21 protein-coding genes are annotated in these 22,732 nt (G+C 72.7%); 17 read left to right on the top strand and 4 right to left on the bottom strand.

All coding sequences use genetic code 11. The annotated features are described in order from the left end of the window. Positions 1-122: 122 nt before the first annotated feature. Positions 123-794, bottom strand: coding sequence for an AIM24 family protein (locus ABZ810_RS30595; RefSeq protein ID WP_358409239.1), 672 nt, complete (start codon positions 792-794; stop codon positions 123-125). 137 nt (positions 795-931) lie between these two features. Between ABZ810_RS30595 and ABZ810_RS30590 the strand changes: the two genes are divergently transcribed. After that, positions 932-2,002: a serine/threonine-protein kinase gene (locus ABZ810_RS30590; RefSeq protein ID WP_358409237.1), complete on the top strand. Its 1,071-nt coding sequence runs from the start codon at positions 932-934 to the stop codon at positions 2,000-2,002. Here ABZ810_RS30590 and ABZ810_RS30585 read toward each other — a convergent pair. Beyond that, a complete protein-coding gene (locus ABZ810_RS30585) occupies positions 1,989-2,909 on the bottom strand; it encodes a glutathione S-transferase C-terminal domain-containing protein (protein WP_358409236.1) in 921 nt (306 codons plus the stop codon). The genes ABZ810_RS30590 and ABZ810_RS30585 overlap by 14 nt on opposite strands. A 207-nt stretch (positions 2,910-3,116) precedes the next feature. On the opposite strand from ABZ810_RS30585, the gene ABZ810_RS30580 reads away from it, so the two are divergent. Genes ABZ810_RS30580 through ABZ810_RS30570 form a run of 3 tightly spaced genes read left to right on the top strand, consistent with a single transcriptional unit; the run spans position 3,117 to position 5,570 of the window. Further along, positions 3,117-4,019, top strand: a complete 903-nt coding sequence (locus ABZ810_RS30580) for an SDR family oxidoreductase (RefSeq protein WP_358409234.1) — start codon at positions 3,117-3,119, stop codon at positions 4,017-4,019. 10 nt (positions 4,020-4,029) lie between these two features. Further along, positions 4,030-4,824, top strand: coding sequence for an enoyl-CoA hydratase-related protein (locus ABZ810_RS30575; RefSeq protein WP_358409233.1), 795 nt, complete (start codon positions 4,030-4,032; stop codon positions 4,822-4,824). Positions 4,825-4,838: 14 nt separating this feature from the next. Further along, positions 4,839-5,570 (top strand): tyrosine-protein phosphatase, encoded by a 732-nt coding sequence (locus tag ABZ810_RS30570; RefSeq protein ID WP_358409232.1) that lies wholly within the window; start codon positions 4,839-4,841, stop codon positions 5,568-5,570. Between the two features lie 62 nt (positions 5,571-5,632). Here the strand turns inward: ABZ810_RS30570 and ABZ810_RS30565 are convergent, their stop codons facing one another. Then, positions 5,633-6,478, bottom strand: a complete 846-nt coding sequence (locus tag ABZ810_RS30565; RefSeq protein WP_358409231.1) for a hypothetical protein — start codon at positions 6,476-6,478, stop codon at positions 5,633-5,635. 46 nt (positions 6,479-6,524) lie between these two features. Then, positions 6,525-8,198 carry an AMP-dependent synthetase/ligase gene (locus ABZ810_RS30560; protein ID WP_358409229.1) on the bottom strand — a complete coding sequence of 558 codons (1,674 nt, stop codon included), beginning with the start codon at positions 8,196-8,198 and terminating at the stop codon, positions 6,525-6,527. Positions 8,199-8,544: 346 nt separating this feature from the next. Between ABZ810_RS30560 and ABZ810_RS30555 the strand changes: the two genes are divergently transcribed. The 13 genes from ABZ810_RS30555 (at position 8,545) to ABZ810_RS30495 (ending at position 22,717) form a co-directional block, all read left to right on the top strand. Then, positions 8,545-11,301 (top strand): nitrate- and nitrite sensing domain-containing protein, encoded by a 2,757-nt coding sequence (locus tag ABZ810_RS30555; protein ID WP_358409227.1) that lies wholly within the window; start codon positions 8,545-8,547, stop codon positions 11,299-11,301. Next, positions 11,298-11,702: a roadblock/LC7 domain-containing protein gene (locus tag ABZ810_RS30550; protein ID WP_358409225.1), complete on the top strand. Its 405-nt coding sequence runs from the start codon at positions 11,298-11,300 to the stop codon at positions 11,700-11,702. Before ABZ810_RS30555 ends, ABZ810_RS30550 begins: the two co-directional genes overlap by 4 nt. Further along, a complete protein-coding gene (locus ABZ810_RS30545; protein ID WP_358409223.1) occupies positions 11,699-12,076 on the top strand; it encodes a DUF742 domain-containing protein in 378 nt (125 codons plus the stop codon). The genes ABZ810_RS30550 and ABZ810_RS30545 overlap by 4 nt, the downstream gene beginning before the upstream one ends. Beyond that, entirely contained in the window at positions 12,057-12,644 is a 588-nt protein-coding gene (locus tag ABZ810_RS30540) for an ATP/GTP-binding protein (RefSeq protein ID WP_358409222.1), read from the top strand. Before ABZ810_RS30545 ends, ABZ810_RS30540 begins: the two co-directional genes overlap by 20 nt. Before the next feature lie 112 nt (positions 12,645-12,756). Next, on the top strand, positions 12,757-15,642 hold the full coding sequence (locus ABZ810_RS30535; RefSeq protein WP_358409220.1) for a nitrate- and nitrite sensing domain-containing protein: 2,886 nt from the start codon (positions 12,757-12,759) through the stop codon (positions 15,640-15,642). After that, positions 15,639-16,100, top strand: coding sequence for a roadblock/LC7 domain-containing protein (locus tag ABZ810_RS30530; protein WP_358409218.1), 462 nt, complete (start codon positions 15,639-15,641; stop codon positions 16,098-16,100). Before ABZ810_RS30535 ends, ABZ810_RS30530 begins: the two co-directional genes overlap by 4 nt. A gap of 6 nt (positions 16,101-16,106) precedes the next feature. Next, positions 16,107-16,481, top strand: coding sequence for a DUF742 domain-containing protein (locus tag ABZ810_RS30525; protein ID WP_358409216.1), 375 nt, complete (start codon positions 16,107-16,109; stop codon positions 16,479-16,481). Then, a complete protein-coding gene (locus ABZ810_RS30520; protein WP_358409215.1) occupies positions 16,462-17,076 on the top strand; it encodes an ATP/GTP-binding protein in 615 nt (204 codons plus the stop codon). Before ABZ810_RS30525 ends, ABZ810_RS30520 begins: the two co-directional genes overlap by 20 nt. Positions 17,077-17,280: 204 nt before the next feature. Continuing rightward, on the top strand, positions 17,281-19,848 hold the full coding sequence (locus ABZ810_RS30515; protein WP_358409213.1) for a nitrate- and nitrite sensing domain-containing protein: 2,568 nt from the start codon (positions 17,281-17,283) through the stop codon (positions 19,846-19,848). Then, positions 19,845-20,285 (top strand): roadblock/LC7 domain-containing protein, encoded by a 441-nt coding sequence (locus ABZ810_RS30510; RefSeq protein ID WP_358409211.1) that lies wholly within the window; start codon positions 19,845-19,847, stop codon positions 20,283-20,285. Before ABZ810_RS30515 ends, ABZ810_RS30510 begins: the two co-directional genes overlap by 4 nt. 1 nt (position 20,286) lies before the next feature. Continuing rightward, complete coding sequence (locus ABZ810_RS30505; RefSeq protein ID WP_358409209.1) at positions 20,287-20,685, top strand: DUF742 domain-containing protein; 399 nt, start codon at positions 20,287-20,289, stop codon at positions 20,683-20,685. Further along, complete coding sequence (locus ABZ810_RS30500) at positions 20,666-21,280, top strand: ATP/GTP-binding protein (RefSeq protein ID WP_358409208.1); 615 nt, start codon at positions 20,666-20,668, stop codon at positions 21,278-21,280. The genes ABZ810_RS30505 and ABZ810_RS30500 overlap by 20 nt, the downstream gene beginning before the upstream one ends. Positions 21,281-21,535: 255 nt before the next feature. After that, positions 21,536-22,717 (top strand): ROK family transcriptional regulator, encoded by a 1,182-nt coding sequence (locus tag ABZ810_RS30495; protein WP_358409206.1) that lies wholly within the window; start codon positions 21,536-21,538, stop codon positions 22,715-22,717. Positions 22,718-22,732: the final 15 nt, after the last annotated feature.

Here is a 22,732-nt window from a genome sequence, read left to right as displayed (position 1 = left end):
CCACCCCCCAATCCGGCCGATCTTGCCCAACCCGGTCGGGCGGTTTCGGCAAGATCGGCCGATGTGGGGGGCGTCCATGATCAGGAACGTGCCGGGCTGATCAGTGGGCGTGCCGGGGCTGATCAGTGGGTGTGGTGCGGCACGGTCGGGCCCTCGCTCGCCTGCACGAGCACGAAACCCTGGCCCTGGTAGGCGAGCTGCATGGCCTCGCCGCTGCCGCGGCCGATGAGGGCGCCGGCCTTGAACGTCTTGTTGACGCCGACCTGGAGGCTGGTGCTCCAGGCCACGGCCGACTGCCCGTCGGCGAACGTGGGGGCGCGCCCGGCGTCCAGCATGACCGGCGTCCCGTGCGAGGTCAGCGCCACCCAGCCGGTGCCGGTGAGCGTGGTGTTGAACAGGCCGCCGGCCGCGATGCCCGCGCCCTGGACCCGCTGGATGTCCGACTGGAGCGTGGGGTCGAACGCCAGGATGTTGGAGCCGTTGACGGTGATCCCGTCGTTCTCCAGGTAGAACAGGTGGATGTCGTCGGCGTCGTTGGCGACGAACAGGAGCCCCTGTCCCCGCACCCGCATCAGCGGGACGCCCTCGCCCGTCAGGGCCTTCTTGAGGAACTTGCCCATGCCGCCGGAGCCCTCGTAGTCGAACTCCATCTGGCCCTGGAAGGCCACCATGGAGCCCTGCCGGGCCAGGGCCTCCCCGTTGAGGTGGATCCGGAGCATCTTGGAGTTCTGAAGAACGAAGTGGCCGGGGGTCTGCCCCTGCTCCATGTTGTTGAAGAACGAACTGCGCAGCATTTCAGGGGCCCTTCACGTCTGTGAGATCGAATGTTCGCGGGGGGAGGGGGTCAGCTTAGTGCCGAGGTCGGACAAGGTCTGAACTTCCACCCACTCACGGCAATCCAGACGCGCGCCGGCGCCGAATGGTTCATGTGATGGGCGTTGAGCAGGTTATCGCCGGGCGTTACCGGCTCCTGGGCGAGCTCGGGCGCGGCGGCATGGGGGTCGTGTGGCGCGCCGAGGACACCGTCCTCGGCCGCCAGGTCGCGGTCAAGGAGGTCCTGACGCCCTCCGACCAGGCCGCGCGGCGGGCCATCCGGGAGGCCAGGTCGGCCGCCCGGATGTCGCACCCGTCGGTCGTCAAGGTCTTCGACGTGGTCGAGGAGGCCGGGCGTCCCTGGGTGGTGATGGAGTACGTCGAGGCCCGGTCCCTCCAGCAGGTGATCAAGCAGGACGGGCCGCTGCCGCCGGAACGGGTCGCCCGGATCGGCCGCCAGATCCTCGGGGCGCTCGGCGCGGCGCACCGGGTGGGCATCCTGCACCGCGACGTCAAGCCGGGGAACGTCCTGCTGGCCGCGGGCGACCGGGCCGTCCTCACCGACTTCGGCATCGCGCTCATGGAGGGCGACGCCACCCTGACCCAGGCCGGCGGGGTCCTGGGCTCCCCGGCCTACATCGCGCCGGAGCGCATCCGCGGCGAGCGCGCCCTGCCCCCGTCCGATCTGTGGGCCCTCGGCGTCACCCTCTACGCGGCCCTCACCGGCAGGTCGCCGTTCCACCGCGCCGACCCGGTGGCGGTCTTCGGTGCCGTCCTCAACGCCGAGCCGCGCATCCCGCCCGAGGCCCAGGCCCTGCGCCCGGTGCTCGAAGGGCTGCTCCACAAGGACCCGGCAGCGCGCATGACGATCGGGGTCGCGGAGGCCGTCCTCCTCGCGATCACCGAGGCGCCCGCGGGGCGCGTGCGCCTGCCGGAACCGCCGCCGGTGGCCCCTCCCCAGGCCACCGGCGGCGGTACCGGGGACGCCGCTCGGCCCTCCGCCGGGGACGTCACCGTGACCGCCGCAGGGGTCGGTGCCGGAGCGGACGTGGAACGTACGCAGGTCCAGGTGGCCGTGCCCCGCCGTGGCCCGGGGGAGGCGTCATGGCGCCTCGGCGGGGTGTTCGCGTACTCCGGGATGGCGCTCCTGCTGCTCGGCTCGCTGTTCGTCCTGCTCAGCTCGAGGTGAGCCCCTCCCGGCCGGACGGCTCGTCCCAGTCGGTGAGCGGCCCCTTGGGGACGACGCCGGACGGGTTCACGTTGCGCTGCGTCACGTAGTAGTGCCGCTTGATCTGGTCGAAGTCGGTGGTGCCGCGGAACGCGGGCCGCTGGTAGAGGTCGCGCGCGTAGCCCCACAGGTGCGGGTAGTCGGCCAGCCGCCGCAGGTTGCACTTGAAGTGGCCGTGGTAGACCGCGTCGAAGCGGGCCAGCGTCGGGTAGAGGCGGATGTCGGCCTCGGTGAGCCGGTCGCCGAACAGGTAGCGGCGGCCGGCGAGCCGCTCCTCCAGCCGGTCGAAGGTGGCGAACAGCGCGTCCACCGCGTCCTCGTAGGCGCCCTGGTCGGTCGCGAAGCCCGCCCTGTAGACGCCGTTGTTGACGGTCGCGTAGATGAGCTCGTTGAGCTCGTTGATGTCCGCCCGCAGGTCCACCGGGTAGAGATCGGGCGCGCCGGTCGGGTGGTAGTCGGTGAACTGCGTCTCGAGCATCGTCGTGATGTTGGGGAAGTCGTTGGTCACCATGCGTTCCGTCCGGGTGTCCCAGACGCACGGCACCGTCACGCGGCCCTCGTAGGACGCGTCGGTCGCCAGGTAGAGCTCGGAGAGGTACTCCGCGCCGGTGACCTCGTCGCGGTCGGGGAACCGCCAGCCCTTCTCGTCGCGGATCGGGTCGACCACCCCGACGCCGATGACCTCCTCGAGCCCGAGCAGGGCGCGCACGATCAGCGTGCGCTGCGCCCACGGGCAGGCGTAGGAGACGAACAGCCGGTACCGGCCCGACTCCGCGGGGAACCCGCTGGAGCCGTCGGCGGTGATCATCTGGGTGAACCTGTTGGGCTGCCGGACGAAACGGCCGTCCGTGATCTCCCGGGTGATCATCCGCTGCCTCCTCGGTGGGGCGGACCGGCGTCCGCGCACGGGGATCCGGCGGGGCCGTCCCCCGTCGGTACGATAACCGCCTGTAGGCGGCGCGAAACCGGACCTGAAGCGGGGGTCGAATCCGAGCGCGATTCGGTCTTCGTGGTACTAAAGTAACCCCCTGGTTATTCGGCCGGGGCAGCAGTCGGTGCGATCTGAGGAGACAGGATGTCGGAACTGCGCTACGACGGTCGGGTCGCCGTCGTCACCGGAGCGGGCCACGGTCTCGGCCGGCAGCACGCTCTGGAGCTGGCCGCCCGCGGCGCGAAGGTCGTGGTCAACGACCTCGGCGGGGACCGGACGGGCTCCGGCGCCTCCGCAGGCCCGGCCCAGGAGGTCGTCGAGGAGATCAAGAAGAACGGCGGCGAGGCCGTCGCCAACCCCGACAACGTCGCGACCCCCGAGGGCGCCCAGGCGATCATCCAGACCGCGCTCGACACGTTCGGCAAGGTCGACATCGTCGTCAACAACGCGGGCATCCTGCGCGACAAGTCGTTCAAGAACATGAGCCCCGACGAGTTCGACTCGGTCATCGCCGTGCACCTGCGCGGCTCGTTCCTGGTGTCGTCGGCCGCGTGGTCGCACCTGCGCGAGCAGGGCTACGGCCGCATCGTCAACACCTCGTCGCCGGCCGGCCTCTTCGGCAACTTCGGCCAGGCCAACTACGCCACCGCCAAGATGGGCCTGGTCGGCTTCACCAAGACGCTGGCCCACGAGGGCTCCAAGTACAACATCAAGGCCAACGCGATCGCCCCGGTCGCGTGGACCCGCATGACCGAGGACCTGCTCCCCGCCGACTTCTCCGAGAAGCTCGGCGTCGACCAGGTCACGCCGCTGGTGGCCTACCTCGTGCACGAGAGCATCGAGGACTCCGGCCAGGTCTACACGGTCGGCGGCGGCCGGATCGCCAAGATCTTCGTCGCCGAGGGCCCCGGCTACGGCCAGAAGGAGACCTTCTCGGTCGAGTCGGTCCGCGACAACTGGGCCGCGATCAACGCCGACTCCCCGCTCACCGTCTTCAAGAACGTCGGCGAGCAGATGGGCCCCCTCATCCAGCAGCTCACCTCATGACGGGATCCCCATGGGAGACCTGAAGCTCGACCGGCGGGACGGGGTGCTCACCATCACCCTGTCCCGCCCGGAGCGGCTCAACGCCGTCACCGCGGCGGTCACCGAGGAGATGCTCGACGTCCTCAACGAGCTGATGCGCGACGCCGATACCAGGGTCGTGGTCCTCACCGGCGAGGGGCGCGGTTTCTGCTCCGGCATGGACCTCCAGGGCGGCGACCCGGGCGGCGGCGACGAGGGGCGCATCCAGCGGATCTACCGAGGCATCACGCGCGGCGGCGAGGTCACCGCGCGGCTCCGCGAGATCCCGCAGCCGGTCATCGCCGCGCTGCACGGCCCGGTCGCGGGCATGGGCGTCTCCTGGGCGCTGGCCTGCGACCTGCGGGTCGCCGACCCGACGACCAGGTTCGTCGTCCCGTTCGTCGATCTGGGGCTGTCCGCGGGCGACTGCGGGCTGTCCTGGCTGCTGCCGCGGCTGGTCGGCCCGGCGAAGGCCGCCGAGATCTTCTACCGGGCCCAGCGCCTGGACGTGACGCGGGCGAACGAGCTCGGCCTCGTCACCGAGCTCGCCGAGGAGGGCAAGGACCTGGAGGGTGCCCAGGCCCTCGCCGACGAGCTCCTGACCAAGTCGCCGTACGGGCTCCGCCGCACCAAGGAGCTCCTCAACATGTCCCTGGACGCGCCCGGCCTCCGGCAGCAGCTCGCGGTCGAGACCGGGATCCAGACGATGGCGTTCTTCACCGAGGACCTGGTGGAGGGCATGTCGGCCACGATGGAGAAGCGCCGGCCGGCGTTCAAGAACCGTTGACGGGAGAGGCCGCGGTGGCGCGGGAGATCACCCTCGAGGGTTGTGTCAACTTCCGGGACCTCGGCGGCTACCGCGCCGACGGCGGGCACGTCCGGTGGCGGCGGCTCTTCCGCAGCGACGCGCTGCACGAGCTGACCGCCGCGGACGTGGCCGCCGTCCGCGACCTCGGCGTCCGGACCGTGATCGACCTGCGGTCGGACTTCGAGCGGTCCTACGACGGCGGCCCGCATCCGCTCGACGGCGCCGTCGAGCTCGTCCGTGCGCCGATCATCAACGAGGGCAACGGCCATGTCATGGGCGACACCTCGCTGACGCTGGCGCAGCGGTACGCCCGCATCATGGAGACCTCCGGCACCGCGCTGGCCGACACGGTCGCCGCGATCGCCGAGGCGCCCGGCGGCGCGGTCTTCCACTGCGCCGCGGGCAAGGACCGCACCGGCATGGTGAGCGCCGTCGTGCTGGGCGTGCTCGGCGTCTCCAACGAGGACGTCGTCGCCGACTACGCGATGACCGGGCGCAACCTCTCGGGCATCGAGGCGCGGCTGCGGCGGCACGCGGCGTACGAGAAGAGCTACGCCTTCGTGCCGCGGGACGCGATGACCGCCGAGAACGCCACGATGGGCGAGCTGATCGCCGACCTGCGCGCCCGGCACGGCGACATGGCCGCGCTGCTCGCCTCCGTCGGAGTCGGCGCGGGCACGCTGCGCGACCTGCGCACCAGGCTCGTCGAGCCGGACCGCCCCTGACCGGCCCCGCCATCTGGCCTCGCTGATCAGCCCCGCCGCCGGCCCGGCCGGCCCTCGCCCGGTCAGTCGGCGAGGGCGTTGGCCAGGGCCTCCACGTAGCGGAGCGCGGCCACCTGGGCCAGCGCCGGGTGCGCGCCGATCGGCGCCGAGTGCTCCGCTCCCGCGGCGAGGGCCGCGGCGTGCAGGCGTTCGGGGCTGATCTCCGGGCCGATCAGGTGCGGCGCCACCGCGAGCCGCGAGGCGCCGGACGCGCGCAGCTGGCCGGCGGCGGACGCGATGCCGGCCTCGTCGCCGATCGCGGCGGTGAAGACCGGCGCGGCCAGCCGGGCCGCCAGCAGCACGCTGGTGACCTCGGCCTGCCGGACCGCCTCGTGGTCGCCCGGCGTGACGACGACGACGCCGCTGGCGGCGGTCACCATCGTCATCATGCGCACGCGGTCGGCGCGGGCCAGCCCGGCCTCGGCCAGCCGCTCGTGCAGCGCCTCGGCGATGAGCGGGTGCGGGCCGAGTGCCTCGGTCGCCACCGCGCGCACCGGGGCGTCCGCCACGATCTTGCGGACCGCGGCCTCCACGTCGGGGTCGGGCCCGGTGGTCAGCGGCACCACCACGGCGGCCGGCTCGTCCTCACGCTGCGGGCGCAGCCCGGCGAGCACGCCGCCGAGATGAAGGTCGGCGCCTTCGAGATGGCCGACCAGCGCCGGCTGGCCGGTCTGCTCCAGCTCGACCAGCCGGGCGAGCTCGCGCGCGATGTCGCCACCGGGAGCCCCGGCGGGGCCGGGAGCGGCGAGGATGAGGACGGGGGAGCCGGGTGGCAGCAGATATGACTCGGCGCCACGATGCCGCCCGCCACGGGGGGTTCGGCGGCGTCGCGACGGAAGTGCCTCGGATGCCTGGCTTTCGGGACTCACGGCCGGAATGTTAACGCTCCTGGGCTCGACTGTCGGTCCGGAGGCCTCAACCCTGTCGGTAGAGATCTTCGATTTCCTTCGCGTAGCGGGTGGCGATCGGCTTGCGTTTGAGCTTCATCGTGGGCGTCAGCTCGTCCCCGCCGGGCGCCCAGTCGTCGGCGAGCAGGGTGAATCGCTTGACCTGCTCGACGCGCGCCAGCCTGGCGTTCGCGCGCTCGACCGCGGCCGTGACCTCGGCCAGCGTCGCGGGATCGGCGGGGGACCGGTCCGCGGCCGTCTCCGGGTCGAGCACGATGAGCGCGACGTTGTACGGGCGGCCGTCGCCCACGCAGACGGCGTGCCCGATCAGCGGGCTCTCCGCCTTGACGGCGTTCTCGATGTTGGCGGGGGACATGTTCTTGCCGCCCGCACTGATGATCATTTCCTTCTTGCGGTCGACGATCGTGACGTGGCCGTCCTCGTCGATGGTCGCGACGTCGCCGGTGTGCAGCCAGCCGTCGGCGTCCAGCGCCTCGGCCGTGAGGTCGGGCCGGTTGCGGTAGCCGCGCATCACGACCGCGCCGCGGCAGAGCAGCTCGCCGTCGTCGGCGAGCCGGACCTCCACGCCGGGCAGCGCGCGGCCGACCGAACCCGGCCGCGGGTCGCCGGGCCGGTTGACCACCGCGAACCCGCTGGTCTCGCTCATGCCCCAGCCTTCGAGCAGCGGGATGCCGATGCGGGCGAAGAAGTCCTGGACGTCGCGCGGCGTCGGCGCGGCGCCGGTGAGGAACACCTCGGCCCGGTCGAGGCCGATCGACTCCCTGATCTTCTGGTGGCCGGCCGGGTCGTCGGACGCGAGCTCGGCCGGGAAGAGCATCTCCAGCGCGGCCTTGAGCTTCTCCCAGATGCGCGGCACGCCGCCGAAGAACGTCGGCCGCAGCTGCGCGGCCAGCCCGACCAGCATCTTGGGGTCGGGGCACGTGGTGACGGTCAGGCCCCACGTCATGAGTCCCGAGTAGTGCGACGTCCAGCGGTCGGCCACGTGCGCGGACGGCAGGTACGAGATGAGCCCGCCGCCGGGCGTGACCGGCATCGCCTCGTCCAGCCCGCGGATCTCGGCCATCATCGCGGCGTGCGTGATCTCCACGCCCTTGGGCGGGCCGGTCGTCCCCGAGGTGTAGATGAGCGTCAGCACGTCGCCGGGCGTGACCGCCCGCCAGGCGCCCTCGAAGTCGAAGCCGGGGTCGAGCGCGCCCTCGGCCTCGACGCCGGCCAGCGTCGGCTCGCCGCCCTCGCCGTCGACGACGACCAGGTGCGGGACCTCGACCCCGGACGCCTTGACGGCGTCGAGGAACAGGCGCTCGGTCACCAGGACGTGCGGCGCGGCGTCGGTGAGCAGGTGCGCGATCTGCTCGGGCGCGCTGGTGTTGTAGATCGAGAACGGGACGGCGCCGAGGTGCATGGCCGCGGTGTCGGCCAGGTGGAACTCCGGCCGGTTGGTGAGCATCAGGGCGAGCCGGTCGCCGTGGCCGAGGCCGCGCGCCGCGAGGCCCGCGGCGAGGTCCCGGACGCGCGCGGCGAGCTCGGCGTGGGTGAGCTCGATCGCCCCGTCGTGAGCGCGGACCGCGATCTGGCCGGCGCGTTCCGCGGACGTGATCTGGTACGCCGCGCAGAGCGTCTCCGCCGCGAGCGCCCTCGCCGTCGTGCTCGCCGTCGTGCTCGCCGCGGTGTCGGTGCTCACCTTCGCGATGCCTCCGCTCCCAAGCTGATCATCAAGGATCTGCCGAGTATTGCGCACCGTTTGAGGCTCTGACAGCGGGTTGCTGTTGATTCAGGGTATTTTTCGGTGTCGCGCCGGTGTCGCGCCGGTGCGGTGCCGGTGCGCGGCCCTCCCGCCGGCGGCCCTTTGGTTCGCGCCACGCGTTCCGACCAGCATGATCACTATGGGCCACTCGTTTCGGTCAGACCCATTCGAACCAGGTCGAATGGCGACCAGGGAAGCGAAAACCGCCCGGGGGGACTTGCACGGGCATTCGGGGCGGCCTTTATGATCGAGGATCCTGGTCCCACAGGTGCTAGAGGTTCTTGTGAAATCCCCCCGCACACGGTCGATCCGTACCGAGATCGCCGTTCTCCTGCTCGTGCCGCTGTTCTCCCTGGTGGCTCTCTGGGGTTACGCCGCGAGCGTCACCATCAGCGACGCGCTCGACCAGCGCCGCTATCACACGCTCGACCGCAAGTTCGCTCCCAGCGGCCAGGGCGTGCTGATCGAACTGGGCAAGGAACGGCTCGCCTCGGCGATCTTCCTGAGCACGCCCGAGCCGGCGGCGCCCCAGGTGCCCGCCGAGCTGCGCGCCCAGCGCGCCAAGGTCGACGCCGCGGTCGCGTTCTTCCGCAAGGAGTCCGGCAGCGACGTCGCGCGCGGCGCCACCAACGCCGCCATGGAACAGCGCGTCGCCGACGTCCTCGCCGAGCTGGGCACCCTCGCCCGGGCGCGGGCCGCCGTGGACGAGCGCACCATCGACCGGCTGGAGTCGATCCAGAGCTACAACCGCATGGTCGACGCCATGCACCGCGCGTACGACAGCCTGGTCGTCATCGACGACTCGGCGCTCTACAACTGGACGTTGTCGACCCGCGCCGCCGGCCGGGCGCTCGAGCTGATCCAGCGGGAGAACGCGCTGGTCGCCGGGGCGTTCGTCACCAAGGGCCGGATGACCGCCGCCGAGCACCGGGTGTTCGTGGAGGCGGTCGGCGAGCAGCGCCAGCAGTGGGTCAAGCAGCGGTCGCTGCTCGACCCGGCGATCTACGACACCGGCACCGCGCAGGTCTTCGCGTCGCAGCAGTACCAGGTCTTCAAGTCGATGGAGGACCGCATCGCCGACAGGCCGCGCAGCATGCCGATCTCGCCCGCCGAATGGCAGGCGACCGCGCAGCCGCTCGTCCTCGACATCAACAAGATGGTGCTCGGCAACTCCAAGCGGGCCGGCGAGCACGCCGACGACCTCGGCCGCGGCGCCTACGTCCGGGTGGGCGTCGTCGGCGGCGTCGGCCTGCTCGCGGTGCTGGTGTCGATCCTGCTGTCGCTGCGGTTCGGCCGCGGCCTCATCCGCGAGCTGGTCGGCCTGCGCAGGTCCGCGCAGGAGACGGCCGAGCGGAACCTGCCGGGCGTGGTCGAACGGCTGCGCCGCAACGAGAGCGTGGACGTGGCCGCCGAGGTCCCGGCGTTCCGCACCGAGGGCAGGATCACCGAGGTGGTCCAGGTCTCCCGGGCGTTCGCGTCGGTGCAGCGCACCGCGGTCGACGCCGCCGTCGGCCAGGCCGACCTGCGCCGCGGCGTCTCGCGGATCTTCCTCAACATCGCGCGCCGCAACCAGTCGCTGCTGCACCGCCAGCTGGCCATGCTGGACACGCTGGAGAGCCGCGCCGAGGCCGACGACCTGGACGACCTGTTCCGGCTCGACCACCTGACCACGCGCATGCGGCGGCACGCCGAGAGCCTCATCATCCTGTCCGGCGCGACGCCGGGCCGCGGCTGGCGGCAGCCGCAGCGGATCGTGGACGTGCTGCGCGGCGCGGTCGCCGAGATCGAGGAGTACACCCGCGCGAAGGTGATGACCGACTCCGCCGACGGCCTGGTGGGCACCGCCGTCACCGACGTCGTCCACCTGCTCGCCGAGCTGGTGGAGAACGCGGTCGCCTTCTCGCCGCCCAACACCGACGTGCGGGTGCTGGCCGAGCGCGTCGGCAGCGGCTTCGTGGTCGAGATCGAGGACCGCGGGCTGGGCGTGGAGCCCGAGCTGCTGGCGAGCGTCAACGCGCGGCTCGCCGCTCCGCCGGAGTTCGACCTGGTCGACACCGACCAGCTCGGCCTGTTCGTGGTGGCGCGGCTGGCCGCCCGGCACAACATCAAGGTCTCGCTCAATCCGTCGCCGTACGGAGGTACCACCGCCATCGTCCTGTTGCCGCACGAGCTCGTCGTGCCCTCCGACCAGATGGCCGCCGCGCTGGCCGCCGCGGCCGAGGAGCAGCCGCCCGGGCAGCCGGACGGGCCGCCCGCCGTACAGCTCGGCGTTCCGCCGCAGGGGCCGTCCAACGGACAGTCCAACGGACAGTCCAACGGACAGTCCAACGGACAGTCCAACGGACAGTCCAACGGACAGTCCAACGGACAGTCCAACGGGCACCTGGCCGCCGCGCCGGTGAGCGGTGTCGGGGGCGCCTGGGGCGTGCCCGAGCCGGGCCCGGCTCGGCCGCCGGAGCCCATGGGGAACGTTCCGCCGGCGGCGCCGGTGCTCACTCCGCCGCCGGTGCCGCTCGCGCCACCGGCGCGGCCCCCGGCGCTGCCCGCGCCGTCCGCACCCTCCGCGCAGGCGCCGCCGCCTCCACCGCCTCCGCCCCGGCACGCGAACCCGTGGTTCGACGAGTCCGCCGAGTTGCCGCAACATTCGCCGGAGCCCGCGCAGCAGCCCGCGGCGCCTGCGCGGCCGCCCGCCGACCCGGCGCCGGCGTCCGCCGCTCCGGCGGACTCGCCCAGGCTGAGCGGCGAGCACCCCAACGGGACGCACGCGGGCCTGCCGCGGCGGCGGCGCCAGGAGAACCTGGCCCCGCAACTCCGCGAGGAGCGCCCGGTGGCGCCCGAGGTGTCGGCCGGGCCGGTGGCGCGCTCCCCGGAGGAGGCGCGTTCGCTGATGTCGTCGATGCAGCAGGGCTGGCGGCGCGGCCGCCGGACGGACGTGGACGCTACGGACGTGGACGATGTGGACGGTACGGACGTGAACGGTACGGACGTGAACGGTACGGACGTGAACGGTACGGACGTGAACGGTGAGGACGGGCGATGACGCACAACACCGTGACCGGTGAGCTCAACTGGCTGCTGAACGACTTCGCCGGCCGGATTCCCGACGTGCGGCAGGCGGTGATCCTTTCGCGTGACGGGCTGGCCATCGCGGCGTCGCAGGAGCTGGGCCGTGAGGACGCCGAGCATCTGTCGGCGCTGGCCGCGGGCGTGCAGAGTCTGGCGCGTGGCGCCGGGCGGCATTTCAACGGCGGTAACGTGCGGCAGACGATCATCGAGATGGATTCGGTGCTGCTGTTCGTGACGGCCGCGGGCGACGGTACGTGCCTGGCGGTGCTCAGCGACGCGGGCGCGGACGCCGGACTCGTCGCGTACGAGATGGCCGTGCTGGTCAAGCGGGTGGGACGGCACCTTCAGGCGCATCCGAGGTTCGCCCCACGATGAGCCGGTCCGGGGATCAATGGCTCGACCGCGAGGCCGGGCCGCTCGTCCGGCCGTACGCCATGACGCAGGGCAGGACGCGGCCGAGCGGTGACTCCTTCGACCTGATCGCGGTCGTCGCGGCGACCGGAGAGCCCGCGGGCGAGGCCCTGCGCTACAGCCCCGAGCACCAGTGGGTGCTGCGGCGTTGCGAGCGGCCGGTGTCGGTCGTCGACCTGGCGTCCGACGCGGGCCTGCCGCTCGGCGTGGTCCGGGTCGTGCTCGGCGACCTGCGCGACGAGGGCCTGGTGCGGGTGGTCGCCACGATCGAACGGTCGGAGGGCCGGGCCAACCTCGGCGTGCTGAGGGAGGTGCTGGATGGCCTCCGCGCCCTCTGACCCGCCGCAGCTGGTCACCACGAAGATCCTGATCGCGGGCGGGTTCGGCGTCGGCAAGACGACGATGGTCGGCTCGATCAGCGAGATCCGGCCGCTGCGCACCGAGGAGCCGCTGACCGACCGCGGCGTCGGCGTGGACGACCTGTCCGGGGTGGAGCGCAAGAGCACCACCACGGTGGCGATGGACTTCGGCCGCATCACGTTCAACGAGCGGCTGGTGCTCTACCTGTTCGGCACGCCCGGGCAGGAGCGGTTCTGGTTCATGTGGGACGAGCTCGCGCTCGGCGCGCTGGGCGCGGTCGTCATCGCCGACACCAGGAGGCTGACCGACTCGTTCCCCTCCATCGACTACTTCGAGCGGCGCGGGCTGCCGTTCGTGGTGGCGGTCAACTGCTTCGACGGCGCCGACCGGCACCGGGCCGAGGACATCGCGATCGCCCTCGACCTCGACTCCGGCGTGCCCGTCCTGTTGTGCGACGCGCGGGACCGGGAGTCGACGAAGGAGGTCCTGGTGTCCCTCGTCGAGCACGTCATGCGGTGGGAGACGCCCGAACAGGCCTCCCAGTGACCATTGAGACAGGTGCGCCCCAATTGTCGGGAACTTGTGCCAGAGAGGCCGAAAGACGCTCTATGATCGGCCCACATATGCCGTACGGGGGGTCGTACAGCCACGAGGTGTCATGAGTCCTCGCACGCGATCGATCCGGTCGAGAATCGTCGTCCTGCTGCTCGTTCCGCTGCTGTCCCTGGTGGCGTTGTGGGCGTTCGCGGCGAGCCTCACCCTGGGGGAGGCGCTCGACCACCGCAGGGGCGAGAAGTCGACGTCGCGCATGACCAGGCCGCTGCAGTCGGCGACGTACCTGCTCGAGATGGAGCGGCACGCGGCGGTCCTCGACCTGAGCGCGGGCAAGAACGCGCCGCGCCGCGCGCTGGACGCGGTGCGCCCGCGGACCGACGGCGCGCTGGGCGAGCTGCGCCGGCAGGCCAGGACCGAGATGGACGAGGCCGCCGACCCCGCCTCCCAGCGCATCCGGCTGCTGCGCGGGGCGCTCGGTGCCCTCGACCGGCTGCCGCAGCTCCGCGCGTCGGTCGAGGCGCAGTCGGTCGACCGGCTGGCCGCCCTCCAGGCGTACAGCGCCATGATCGACTCGCTGTTCGACTTCTCCGCCAAGCAGACGCCCACCGATGACGCCCGCCTGCACTACTGGGCGTCCAGCCTGGTCTCCGGCGCCCGCGCCATGGACATGGTCATGCGGGAGAACGCGCTGGTCGCCGGGGTCGCCGTGACCGGCGGCCGGATGAGCGCGCCGGAGCACCGGCACTTCGCCGGCCTCGTCGCGACGCAGCAGGCCTTCTGGTCGGAGCAGAAGGCGAGCCTCGACCCGGCGCTCTACACCAAAGCCTGGGAGCCGCTGTTCTCCTCCGCCGCCTACACCGGCTTCAAGACCCTGGAGGAGGAGGTCGCGAACGCCGAGGGCACGATCGACGTCGACGCCAGGCAGTGGGACGGCAACACCAAGGCGATGCTCGGCGCGTTCACCCAGGCCGCCCTCCAGGACAGCAAGCTGCTCGGGGCCGAGCAGGACGAGGCCAGCGGCGCCATCGTGACGCGGCTCGTCATCGCCGCGGGCCTCGGGCTGGTCGCGGTGCTCGGCTCGATCCTGCTGTCGGTGCGGTTCGGCCGCGACCTGGTGCGCGAGCTGGTCGGCCTGCGCACGTCCGCGCAGGACCTGGCCGGACGCCGGCTGCCGGACGTGGTCGCCCGGCTGGTCCGCGGCGAGCGCATCGACGTGACCGCCGAGGCGCCGCCGATCCCGTCCGGCACCACCGCGGAGATCGCCGCGGTGGCCGAGGCGTTCGGCAGCGTCCAGCGCACCGCCATCCAGGCCTCGGTCGGCCAGGCCGACCTGCGCGACGGCGTCTCGCGGATCTTCCTCAACATCGCGCGCCGCAACCAGTCGCTGCTGCACCGCCAGCTGGCCATGCTCGACTCGCTGGAGAGCCGGGCGGAGGCCGACGACCTGGAGGACCTGTTCCGGCTCGACCACCTGACGACCCGCATGCGGCGGCACGCCGAGAGCCTCATCATCCTGTCCGGCGCGACGCCGGGCCGCGGCTGGCGGCAGCCGGTCCGCATCGTGGACGTGCTGCGCGGCGCGGTGGCCGAGGTCGAGGACTACACGCGCGTGGCGGTGCTGACCGAGTCCGAGGACGGACTGCTCGGCGCGGCCGTGACCGACGTGATCCACCTGCTCGCCGAGCTGGTGGAGAACGCCTGCTCGTTCTCGCCGCCGACCACCGAGGTCAGGGTCATGGCCGAGCGCGTCGGCAGCGGCTTCGCCGTCGAGATCGAGGACCGCGGCCTCGGCGTCCGGCCCGCCTCCCTGGAACGCATCAACGCGCGGCTGGCGACCCCGCCGGAGTTCGACCTGGTCGACACCGACCAGCTCGGCCTGTTCGTGGTGGCGCGGCTGGCCGCCCGGCACCGCATCAAGGTCTCGCTGCGGCCGTCGCCGTACGGCGGCACCACGGCGATCGTCCTGCTGCCGCACGAGCTGGTCGTGCCGGTCGAGGACTTCGACAAGCAACCGCCGGACACCGCGCCCGAGCTCGTCGCCGACGCGCGGCCGGACGCCGGCGTCGTCCCGTTGCGCGACGTGGGCGCGCTGCGCCGCGGCACGCCCGCCGATCCGGCGGAGCCCGCGGCGGCCTCGCCCGGACCGGCCGTGCCGGACGGGCCGTCCAGGTCGCCGGGGTCGTCCGGACCGTTCGGGATACCGGTCCCGGTGACCGAGGAGCCGCGTCCCGGGCCCGGGACGCCGCCTCCGGTCTCACCCGGGCGCGGGCTCTACGACGCGCCCTGGGAGACGACGACGGTGCCGCAGCCGGTCCCGCCCGAGCCGCCGCGGCCGCCCATGGACGTCCCGGCGCCGCCCGAGGCGGTGACGTTCGAACGGCCCCCGGTGTTCGACCCTCCGATGACCGATCCGGAGCCCCCGGCCGAGCCCCCTGCCAAGCCCGAGGCCCCGGCCGACATCTCGGCGGAGACCCCGGCGGAGACCCCGGCGGAGACCCCGGCGGAGACCCCGTCCGAGGTCCCCGCGGAGGGCCCCTGGGGCACGCCCGAGGGCAGGGCCGCCGCCGCGGCCGCGGGGATGAGCGCGGGCAACCCGTGGTTCGACGAGTCGACGGGTCCCGAGCACTTCGCCAGCCAGCCGCCGACCAACGGCAACGGCGCAGGCCACGGTGGCAACGGCGACGGGTCCGCGCAGAAGGAGAAGGAACCCGACACCTACGCGGGCTTGCCGCGGCGGCGCCGGCAGGAGAACCTGGCCCCGCAACTGCGCGCCGAGAACCGCCAGCCGCCTCCGGCGGTCGGTGACAGCGCGCACGGCGTGGTCGCGCGCTCGCCCGAGGAGGCCCGTTCGCTGATGTCGTCCATCCAGAAGGGATGGCGGCGCGGGCGGGACGCCGGTGGGACCGGGGGCGAACCCCCGGCGGAGACGGAACCGAGCGATCGGGACGCGAACAGCGGCTCGGACTTGAGCGGGGAGGAAGCCCGATGATGCACAACAGCACCGCCACCGGTGAACTGAACTGGTTGCTCAACGACTTCGCCGGGCGGGTTCCGGCGGTACGGCAGGCGGTGATCCTGTCGCGTGACGGGCTGGCCATCGCGGCGTCGCAGGAGCTGGGCCGTGAGGACGCCGAGCATCTGTCGGCGCTGGCGGCCGGGGTGCAGAGCCTGGCGCGCGGTGCCGGGCGGCATTTCAACGGCGGTAACGTGCGGCAGACGATCATCGAGATGGATTCGGTGCTGCTGTTCGTGACGGCCGCGGGCGACGGTACGTGCCTGGCGGTGCTCAGCGACGCGGACGCCGACGCCGGCCTCATCGCCTACGAGATGGCCGTGCTGGTCAAGCGCGTCGGCCAGCACCTCCAGGCGCACCCGCGCTTCGCCTCCGGCGCGGGCGGGGGTGCCACCCCGCGGTCCGGCGGCGCCGTGGGCTTCGACGGAAACTGATGCGCCATGAACGCACGGGGTGACCGGTGGTTCGACCGGGAGGCCGGTCCGGTCGTCCGGCCGTACGCGATGACGCGCGGCCGGACTCGTCCGCGCGGCGAGACGTTCGACCTGATCGCCGTGGTCGAGGCCACCGGGGAACGCCCGGGCGACCGGCTGCGCTACAGCCCGGAGCACGTGCGGATCCTGCGCCGCTGCGCGGAGCCGGTGTCGGTGGTCGACCTGGCCTCCGAGATCGGCCTGCCGCTCGGCGTGATCCGGGTGCTCCTCGGCGACCTGCGCGACCAGGGCCTGGTCGCGCTCGCCGCGATCGAACCCGTGGGAGATCGGCCCAACAAGGGCGTGCTGAGGGAGGTGCTCAATGGCCTTCGGGCACTCTGAGCCGGGAGATCCGCCGCTGGTCACCACGAAGATCCTGATCGCGGGCGGGTTCGGCGTCGGCAAGACGACGATGGTCGGCTCGATCAGCGAGATCCGGCCGCTGCGCACCGAGGAGCCGCTGACCGACCGCGGCGTCGGCGTGGACGACGTGTCCGGCGTCGAGCGCAAGAGCACCACCACCGTGGCGATGGACTTCGGCCGCATCACCCTGACCGACCGGCTGGTGCTCTACCTGTTCGGCACGCCGGGCCAGGAACGGTTCTGGTTCATGTGGGACGAGCTCGCGCTCGGCGCCCTCGGTGCGGTCGTGCTGGCCGACACCAGAAGGCTGACCGATTCGTTCCCGTCCATCGATTACTTCGAACGCCGCGGCACGCCCTTCGTCGTCGCGGTCAACTGCTTCGACGGCGCCGACCGGCACCGGCCGGAGGACATCGCCGTCGCGCTCGATCTCGACCCCGGCATCCCCGTTCTGCTGTGTGACGTGCGCAGACGCGACTCCTCGAAGGAGGTGCTGATCTCGCTCGTGGAGCATGTGCTGTCCTGGTCGGAGACCGAGCCGGGACCCGCGGGCGCCGCGGCGCCGGCCGGCTGACGCCCCACCGGGCGGGCACCGCCACCGGTCCGCCGCCTCGGTGATCTCACCTGTCGTAGTAGGCTCCGGCAGATCCGTAGACCTCCGTCGTTTCCCCCGTATCGGAAGGTTTCCCCGCATGTCGTTCCACCGACCGCTTACGACCGCGCTCGCGCGACGGGTGAGCGAGCGGTGATGTTCCGGCGCATCGCATCATCGATCAGGATGAGGATCACGCTGCTGGTCCTCGTGCCGATGCTCGCCCTCATCGCGTTGTGGGCGTTCGTCACCGGCATCACCTACGGCGACGCCAGGCAGCTGATGGTCGGCAAGCAGTTCCAGGACGAGGTCGTGCTGCCCACGCAGGACCTCCTCGGATCGCTCCAGAAGGAGCGCCGGCTGTCGATGTGGCAGGCGGGTGGTGATGGCGCCAGGTCCGCCGACCGCGCGGTGCTGACGGTGCAGCGGCAGGCGACCGACAAGGCCCTTTCGCGCATCCAGCGGTCCGCCGCCGACTCGGGACTGCGCGGCGCGATCCTGCCCAAGGTCAGGCAGCGGCTCGACGGTTTCGTGACGCGCATGGGCGCGCTCGACGCGGTGCGCCGTTCGGTCGACGCCTCCGCTCCGGAACGAACGCGGATCATGGACGAGTACAACGCCATGATCGACGCGGGGTACGGGATCTACAGCTCGGTCGCGCCCGCCAACGGGACCATCGCGACCGACGCCCGCACGCTCACCACGCTGGGCCGCGCCAGGGAGTTCCTCTCCCGCGAGGACGCGCTGCTCTCCGGGGCCATCGCCGCGGGCCGGTTCACCGCGAACGAGCGCGGCGCGTTCGCCCAGCTCGCCGGCGCCCAGCGGTATCTCTACTCCGATACGGCGCCCAACCTCCCGCCCGACGACCTGGCCAAGTTCCGCGCGGTCGCCCAGACGTCGGAGTTCGTCCGGCTGCGCGCGCTCGAAGACCGGGTGATCACCAGCACCGAGCCCGCCCAGGGCACGGGCGCCGGCGCCGCAACGGGACGCGGGAACGGCGCGCAGGGCCGCCCGGCCACCGGCCGTGTCGAGGCGCCCGCCCGTTCCGCGATCCCGGTCGACCCCCAGACGTGGCGCACCACGGCCGACGCCGCCGACGCCAAGCTGTTCGCGTTCGAGAACGCCGTGCTCGACAGCGTCACCGAACGGGCGACCGGTATCGCGGTGGGGGTGTTCCTGCGGCTCGCCGTCGCCGGCGGGCTCGGCCTGATCGCGCTCATCGCCTCGGCCTACATCGCCTACCGCATCGCCCGCCGCCTGCTGCGCGAGTGCCGCACGCTCGCGGCCCGCGTCGTCGACTTCACCCAGCTGCGGCTGCCGATGCTCGCCCAGCAGGTGCGCGACGGCGATCCCGCCGACCCGGCCGACGAGCTGCCGGACGTCGACTACCGGATCAACGAGATCCGGCAGATCGCCGACTCGTTCAACCGCGCCCGCGACGCCGTGATGGTCGCCGCGGCGGGCGAGGTGGCCGCCCGGCAGGGCATCAGCGAGGTCTTCGTCAACCTGGCCCGGCGCAACCAGGCGCTGCTGCACCGCCAGCTCAGCCTGCTCGACACGATGGAGCGGCGCACCGAGGACCCGTCCGAGCTCGGCGACCTGTTCCGGCTCGACCACCTGGCCACTCGCATGCGCCGGCACGCCGAGGGCCTGGTCATCCTGGCCGGCAAGTCGGCCGGGCGCGGCTGGCGCCGTCCGGTGCCGCTGGTCGACGTGGTCCGCGGCGCGGTCGCCGAGGTCGAGGACTACCCGCGGGTCCGGGTCGAGCCGCTGCCGCGGCTGGCGCTGCGCGGCGCCGCGGTCACCGACGTCATCCACCTGCTCGCCGAGATCGTCGAGAACGCCACCGCGTACTCGCCGCCGACCGCGCCGGTCCGCATCGCCGGGCACCCGGTCGCGAGCGGCTTCGTCGTCGAGGTCGAGGACCGCGGCCTCGGCATGTCGCCCGAGCAGGTCGAGCGGGCCAACGCCCGGCTGCTCGAACCGCCCGAGTTCGACCCGTCCGACAGCGCCCAGCTGGGCCTGTTCGTGGTCGCGCGGCTGGCGCGCCGCCACGACGTCCTGGTGACGCTGCGGCCGTCGCCGTACGGCGGCACCACCGCGATCGTGCTCATCCCCACCGCGCTCATCGCCGAGGTCGACGAGCCCGAGCCGGGCGCCCGCCGCACGCACGACACGGGGCCGATGCGCGCCCTGCCGTCGAACGCCGGCGCGGAGCCGGGCCGGGAAGGTTCCAACGGCGTCGTCCGGCTGGTCGCCGAGCCCGCACCGCCCCGGCCGGTGCGGGAGCCGCCCGCGGCCCTGCCGGTGCCGGCCGAGGCCGAGCGGGAGCGCGTTCCCGAGCCGGTGCCGCAGGCCGAGCCCGTGCCCGCGCCGCAGTCCGAGCCGGTGCCGCGGGCCGAGGCCGAGCCTCCGCCCGCGCCCGACCTGGCGAACGGCGGCCTCCCCAAGCGACGACGGCAGGCCCACCTGGCGCCCCAGCTGAAGGAACGGGTGGACGCCGACCTCGCCGCACAGCGGCGTGCGGACGGGGCCGCACAGCGGCGTGCGGACGGGGCCGCGCAGCGGCGGGCATCCGTGCGGACGCCCGCGGAGCCGCTCGCGGCACCCGTTCCCCCAGGAGACCAGCAGGCCAGACCCGACGAGGATCCGGCGCGATCCCCCGAAGCCATGCGATCGATGATGACTGCCATGCAGCGAGGCTGGCAGCGCGGCCGTGACGAGGCCGCCCAAGCCGAGCAGGAGGACTCATGACGGAAGCCCAGGAGATCGGTCTGGAGACCGCGGCTCCGAACGGGGAGCTGAACTGGCTGCTCGACAGCCTGGTCCAGCGGGTGGCGCAGGTGCAGAACGCGGCGGTGCTGTCCAGCGACGGGTTGCGCATCGCGGCGTCCCAGGGCTTGGCGCGCGAGGAGTCCGACCACCTCTCGGCGGTCGCGGCGAGCTTCCAGAGTCTGGCGCGCGGCGCGGGGGAGTCGTTCGGCGGCGGTCCCGTGCGGCAGACCATCGTCGAGATGGAGAACGCCTTCCTCTTCGTCACCTCGGCCGGGCGCGGCGCCTGCCTGGCGGTGCTGGCGGACGCGGACGCCGACCTGGGCGTCATCGCGTACGAGATGGCGATGCTGGTGACCCGGGTCGGCCAGCATCTGTCGGCCGGGCCGCGATCCGGCGCCGAACCGGGGGGCGCCTGAGATGCCCGACTGGTTCGACGACGAGGCCGGTCCGGTGGTCCGGCCGTACGCGCTCACCGGCGGGCGCACCCACTATGACGCCGCCGAGTTCGACCTGGTGGCCCTGATCGTCACCCAGGAGCCCGCCGAGGAGGAGCCGGAACGGCCCGGACCTCTGGGAATGCGGTCGAACCGGTGGGCGCCGGAGCCCGAGCATGAGATGATCTTGGGGCTCTGTCGCAGTCCGCTCTCGGTGGTCGAGGTCGCGTCGGAGCTCGAACTCCCCCTCGGGGTCGTCCGGGTGCTGCTCGGTGACCTGCTCGACCAATCGCTCATCGTCGTCCGACGTCCCGCGCCGGTGGCACAGTTCCCCAGCGAGCGCGTACTCAAGGAAGTGATCGATGGAATACGTGCGCTCTGACGCGGGCGCCCCTCAGGGCGAGTCCGCGCTGACCGTGAAGATACTCGTGGCCGGCGGTTTCGGCGTCGGCAAGACCACCCTGGTGAGCGCGGTCAGTGAGATCCGGCCGCTGCGCACCGAGGAGGCCCTCACCGAGAAGAGCATCGGCGTCGACGACACCAGCGCCGTGGCCGACAAGACGACCACGACGGTGGCGATGGACTTCGGCCGCATCACGCTGCCGAACGGCCTGGTGCTCTTCGTGTTCGGCACGCCCGGCCAGGACCGGTTCTGGTTCATGTGGGACGAGCTCGCCAAGGGCGCGCTCGGCTCGGTCGTGCTGGTCGACACGCGCCGGCTGGCCGACTGCTTCCAGTCGGTCGACTACTTCGAACGCCGCGGGCTGCCGTTCATCATCGCGGTCAACCGGTTCGAGGGCGCCGGGCTGCACACGCCCGACCAGGTGCGCGACGCGCTCGACCTGTCGCCCGACATCCCGGTGATCAACTGCGACGTGCGCGACCGCGAGTCGGCCAAGCAGGTGCTCATCACGCTCGTCGAGCACATCATGCGCACGATGAGCGGACGCCGAGACCCGAGCGCCGTCAGCTACTGACGCGCGCACGAGCGCACGCACGAGCGCACGCACCGGCGCGAGCGTCGACGACGCGAGCACCGGCGCGCGACTGATCCGCGCCTCCTGACGCCGGCCCCGTGACCTGCGGGGCCGGCGTTGTCATGTCCGGCTTTGTTCTGCGAGTGGAGAAAGTTTGACGAGATCGACGGAAAGGTCTTCTCAATCCGGCGAAAGCGCGTTACGTTCTCGCCACAACCCCCGCGCGGGGCCCCGAGGAAGGACGGCGTGATGCGGATGACGGCTCGGCCTGCGAACGCGCATCAGGCACGCCTGCTGCGGCTGCTGCGCGACGAGGGCCCCCGGTCCCGGGCCGAGCTCGGTGACGTCGTCCGCTTGTCCCGCTCGAAGCTGGCCCAGGAGCTCGACCTGCTGGTCGCGTCCGGGCTCATCGAGACGGCCGGTCTGGCGGCCTCCCGGGGCGGCCGCCGGTCCGGCATCGTGCGCCTCTCGCCCAACCTGCGCTTCGTCGCGTTCGACATAGGAGCCACCTCGATCGACGTCGCGGTGACCAACGGCGAGCTGGAGATCCTCGGGCACGTCACCGAGGCGTGCGACGTGCGGCAGGGCGCCACCGTCGTGCTCGACCGGGCGCTCGACCTGCTCGGCAAGCTGCGCGACGAGGGCCTGATCCCGCAGGTGCACGGCACCGGCATCGGGGTGCCCGGCCCGGTCAGCTTCCGCGACGGCATGCCGGTGGTGCCGCCCATCATGACCGGCTGGGACCGCTTCCCGGTCCGGGACGCGATCGGCCAGGAGCTCGGCTGCCCGGTGCTGGTCGACAACGACGTGAACATCATGGCCCTCGGCGAGCTGCACGCCGGCCTCGCCCGCGCGGTGGACGACTTCCTGCTCCTCAAGATCGGTACCGGTATCGGCTGCGGGATCGTCGTCGACGGCACGATCTACCGCGGCGTCTCCGGCAGCGCGGGCGACATCGGCCACATCCGCATCGACGACGACGGCCCGATCTGCGCGTGCGGCAACGCGGGCTGCCTCGAGGCCTACTTCGGCGGCGCGGCCCTGACCCGCGACGCCCTCGCCGCCGCCCGCTCCGGCCGGTCGCCGTACCTGGCGCGGCGGCTGGAGAGCGGCGCCGAGATCACCGCCCGCGACGTGGCCGAGGCCGCCGCCGCGGGCGACCCGGAGGCGGTCCGGCTCGTCCGCGAGGGCGGCCGGCACGTCGGCCAGGTGCTCGCCGGGCTCGTCAGCTTCTTCAACCCGGGCCTGGTCATCATCGCGGGCGGGGTCGCCGGTCTCGGCCACACCCTGCTCGCCGAGATCCGCAGCGTCGTCTACCGCCGGTCGCTGCCGCTGGCGACCGGCAACCTGCCCATCGTCCTGTCCGAGCTCCCCGGGACCGCCGGCGTCGTCGGCGCGACCCGCCTCATCAGCGACCACGTCTTCTCCGCCGCCTGACACGCACGCCTGACA

The sequence above is a fragment of the Spirillospora sp. NPDC047279 genome (genome assembly GCF_040643285.1).
GTDB lineage: Bacteria > Actinomycetota > Actinomycetes > Streptosporangiales > Streptosporangiaceae > Spirillospora.
Note: the sequence above shows the minus strand (reverse complement) of the source record. Positions and strands in the feature narration are given on the sequence as shown.

Bases quoted from the DNA above. Each gene is read 5' to 3' on its own strand.
- ABZ810_RS30595 (WP_358409239.1), bottom strand. From the start codon at position 794: ATGCTGCGCAGTTCGTTCTTCAACAACATGGAGCAGGGGCAGACCCCC.
- ABZ810_RS30515 (WP_358409213.1), top strand. From the start codon at position 17,281: ATGAGGATCACGCTGCTGGTCCTCGTGCCGATGCTCGCCCTCATCGCG.
- ABZ810_RS30510 (WP_358409211.1), top strand. From the start codon at position 19,845: ATGACGGAAGCCCAGGAGATCGGTCTGGAGACCGCGGCTCCGAACGGG.
- ABZ810_RS30585 (WP_358409236.1), bottom strand. From the start codon at position 2,909: ATGATCACCCGGGAGATCACGGACGGCCGTTTCGTCCGGCAGCCCAAC.
- ABZ810_RS30590 (WP_358409237.1), top strand. From the start codon at position 932: ATGGGCGTTGAGCAGGTTATCGCCGGGCGTTACCGGCTCCTGGGCGAG.
- ABZ810_RS30580 (WP_358409234.1), top strand. From the start codon at position 3,117: ATGTCGGAACTGCGCTACGACGGTCGGGTCGCCGTCGTCACCGGAGCG.
- ABZ810_RS30530 (WP_358409218.1), top strand. From the start codon at position 15,639: ATGATGCACAACAGCACCGCCACCGGTGAACTGAACTGGTTGCTCAAC.
- ABZ810_RS30535 (WP_358409220.1), top strand. From the start codon at position 12,757: ATGAGTCCTCGCACGCGATCGATCCGGTCGAGAATCGTCGTCCTGCTG.
- ABZ810_RS30550 (WP_358409225.1), top strand. From the start codon at position 11,298: ATGACGCACAACACCGTGACCGGTGAGCTCAACTGGCTGCTGAACGAC.
- ABZ810_RS30500 (WP_358409208.1), top strand. From the start codon at position 20,666: ATGGAATACGTGCGCTCTGACGCGGGCGCCCCTCAGGGCGAGTCCGCG.
- ABZ810_RS30495 (WP_358409206.1), top strand. From the start codon at position 21,536: ATGACGGCTCGGCCTGCGAACGCGCATCAGGCACGCCTGCTGCGGCTG.
- ABZ810_RS30525 (WP_358409216.1), top strand. From the start codon at position 16,107: ATGAACGCACGGGGTGACCGGTGGTTCGACCGGGAGGCCGGTCCGGTC.
- ABZ810_RS30540 (WP_358409222.1), top strand. From the start codon at position 12,057: ATGGCCTCCGCGCCCTCTGACCCGCCGCAGCTGGTCACCACGAAGATC.
- ABZ810_RS30505 (WP_358409209.1), top strand. From the start codon at position 20,287: ATGCCCGACTGGTTCGACGACGAGGCCGGTCCGGTGGTCCGGCCGTAC.
- ABZ810_RS30545 (WP_358409223.1), top strand. From the start codon at position 11,699: ATGAGCCGGTCCGGGGATCAATGGCTCGACCGCGAGGCCGGGCCGCTC.
- ABZ810_RS30520 (WP_358409215.1), top strand. From the start codon at position 16,462: ATGGCCTTCGGGCACTCTGAGCCGGGAGATCCGCCGCTGGTCACCACG.
- ABZ810_RS30575 (WP_358409233.1), top strand. From the start codon at position 4,030: ATGGGAGACCTGAAGCTCGACCGGCGGGACGGGGTGCTCACCATCACC.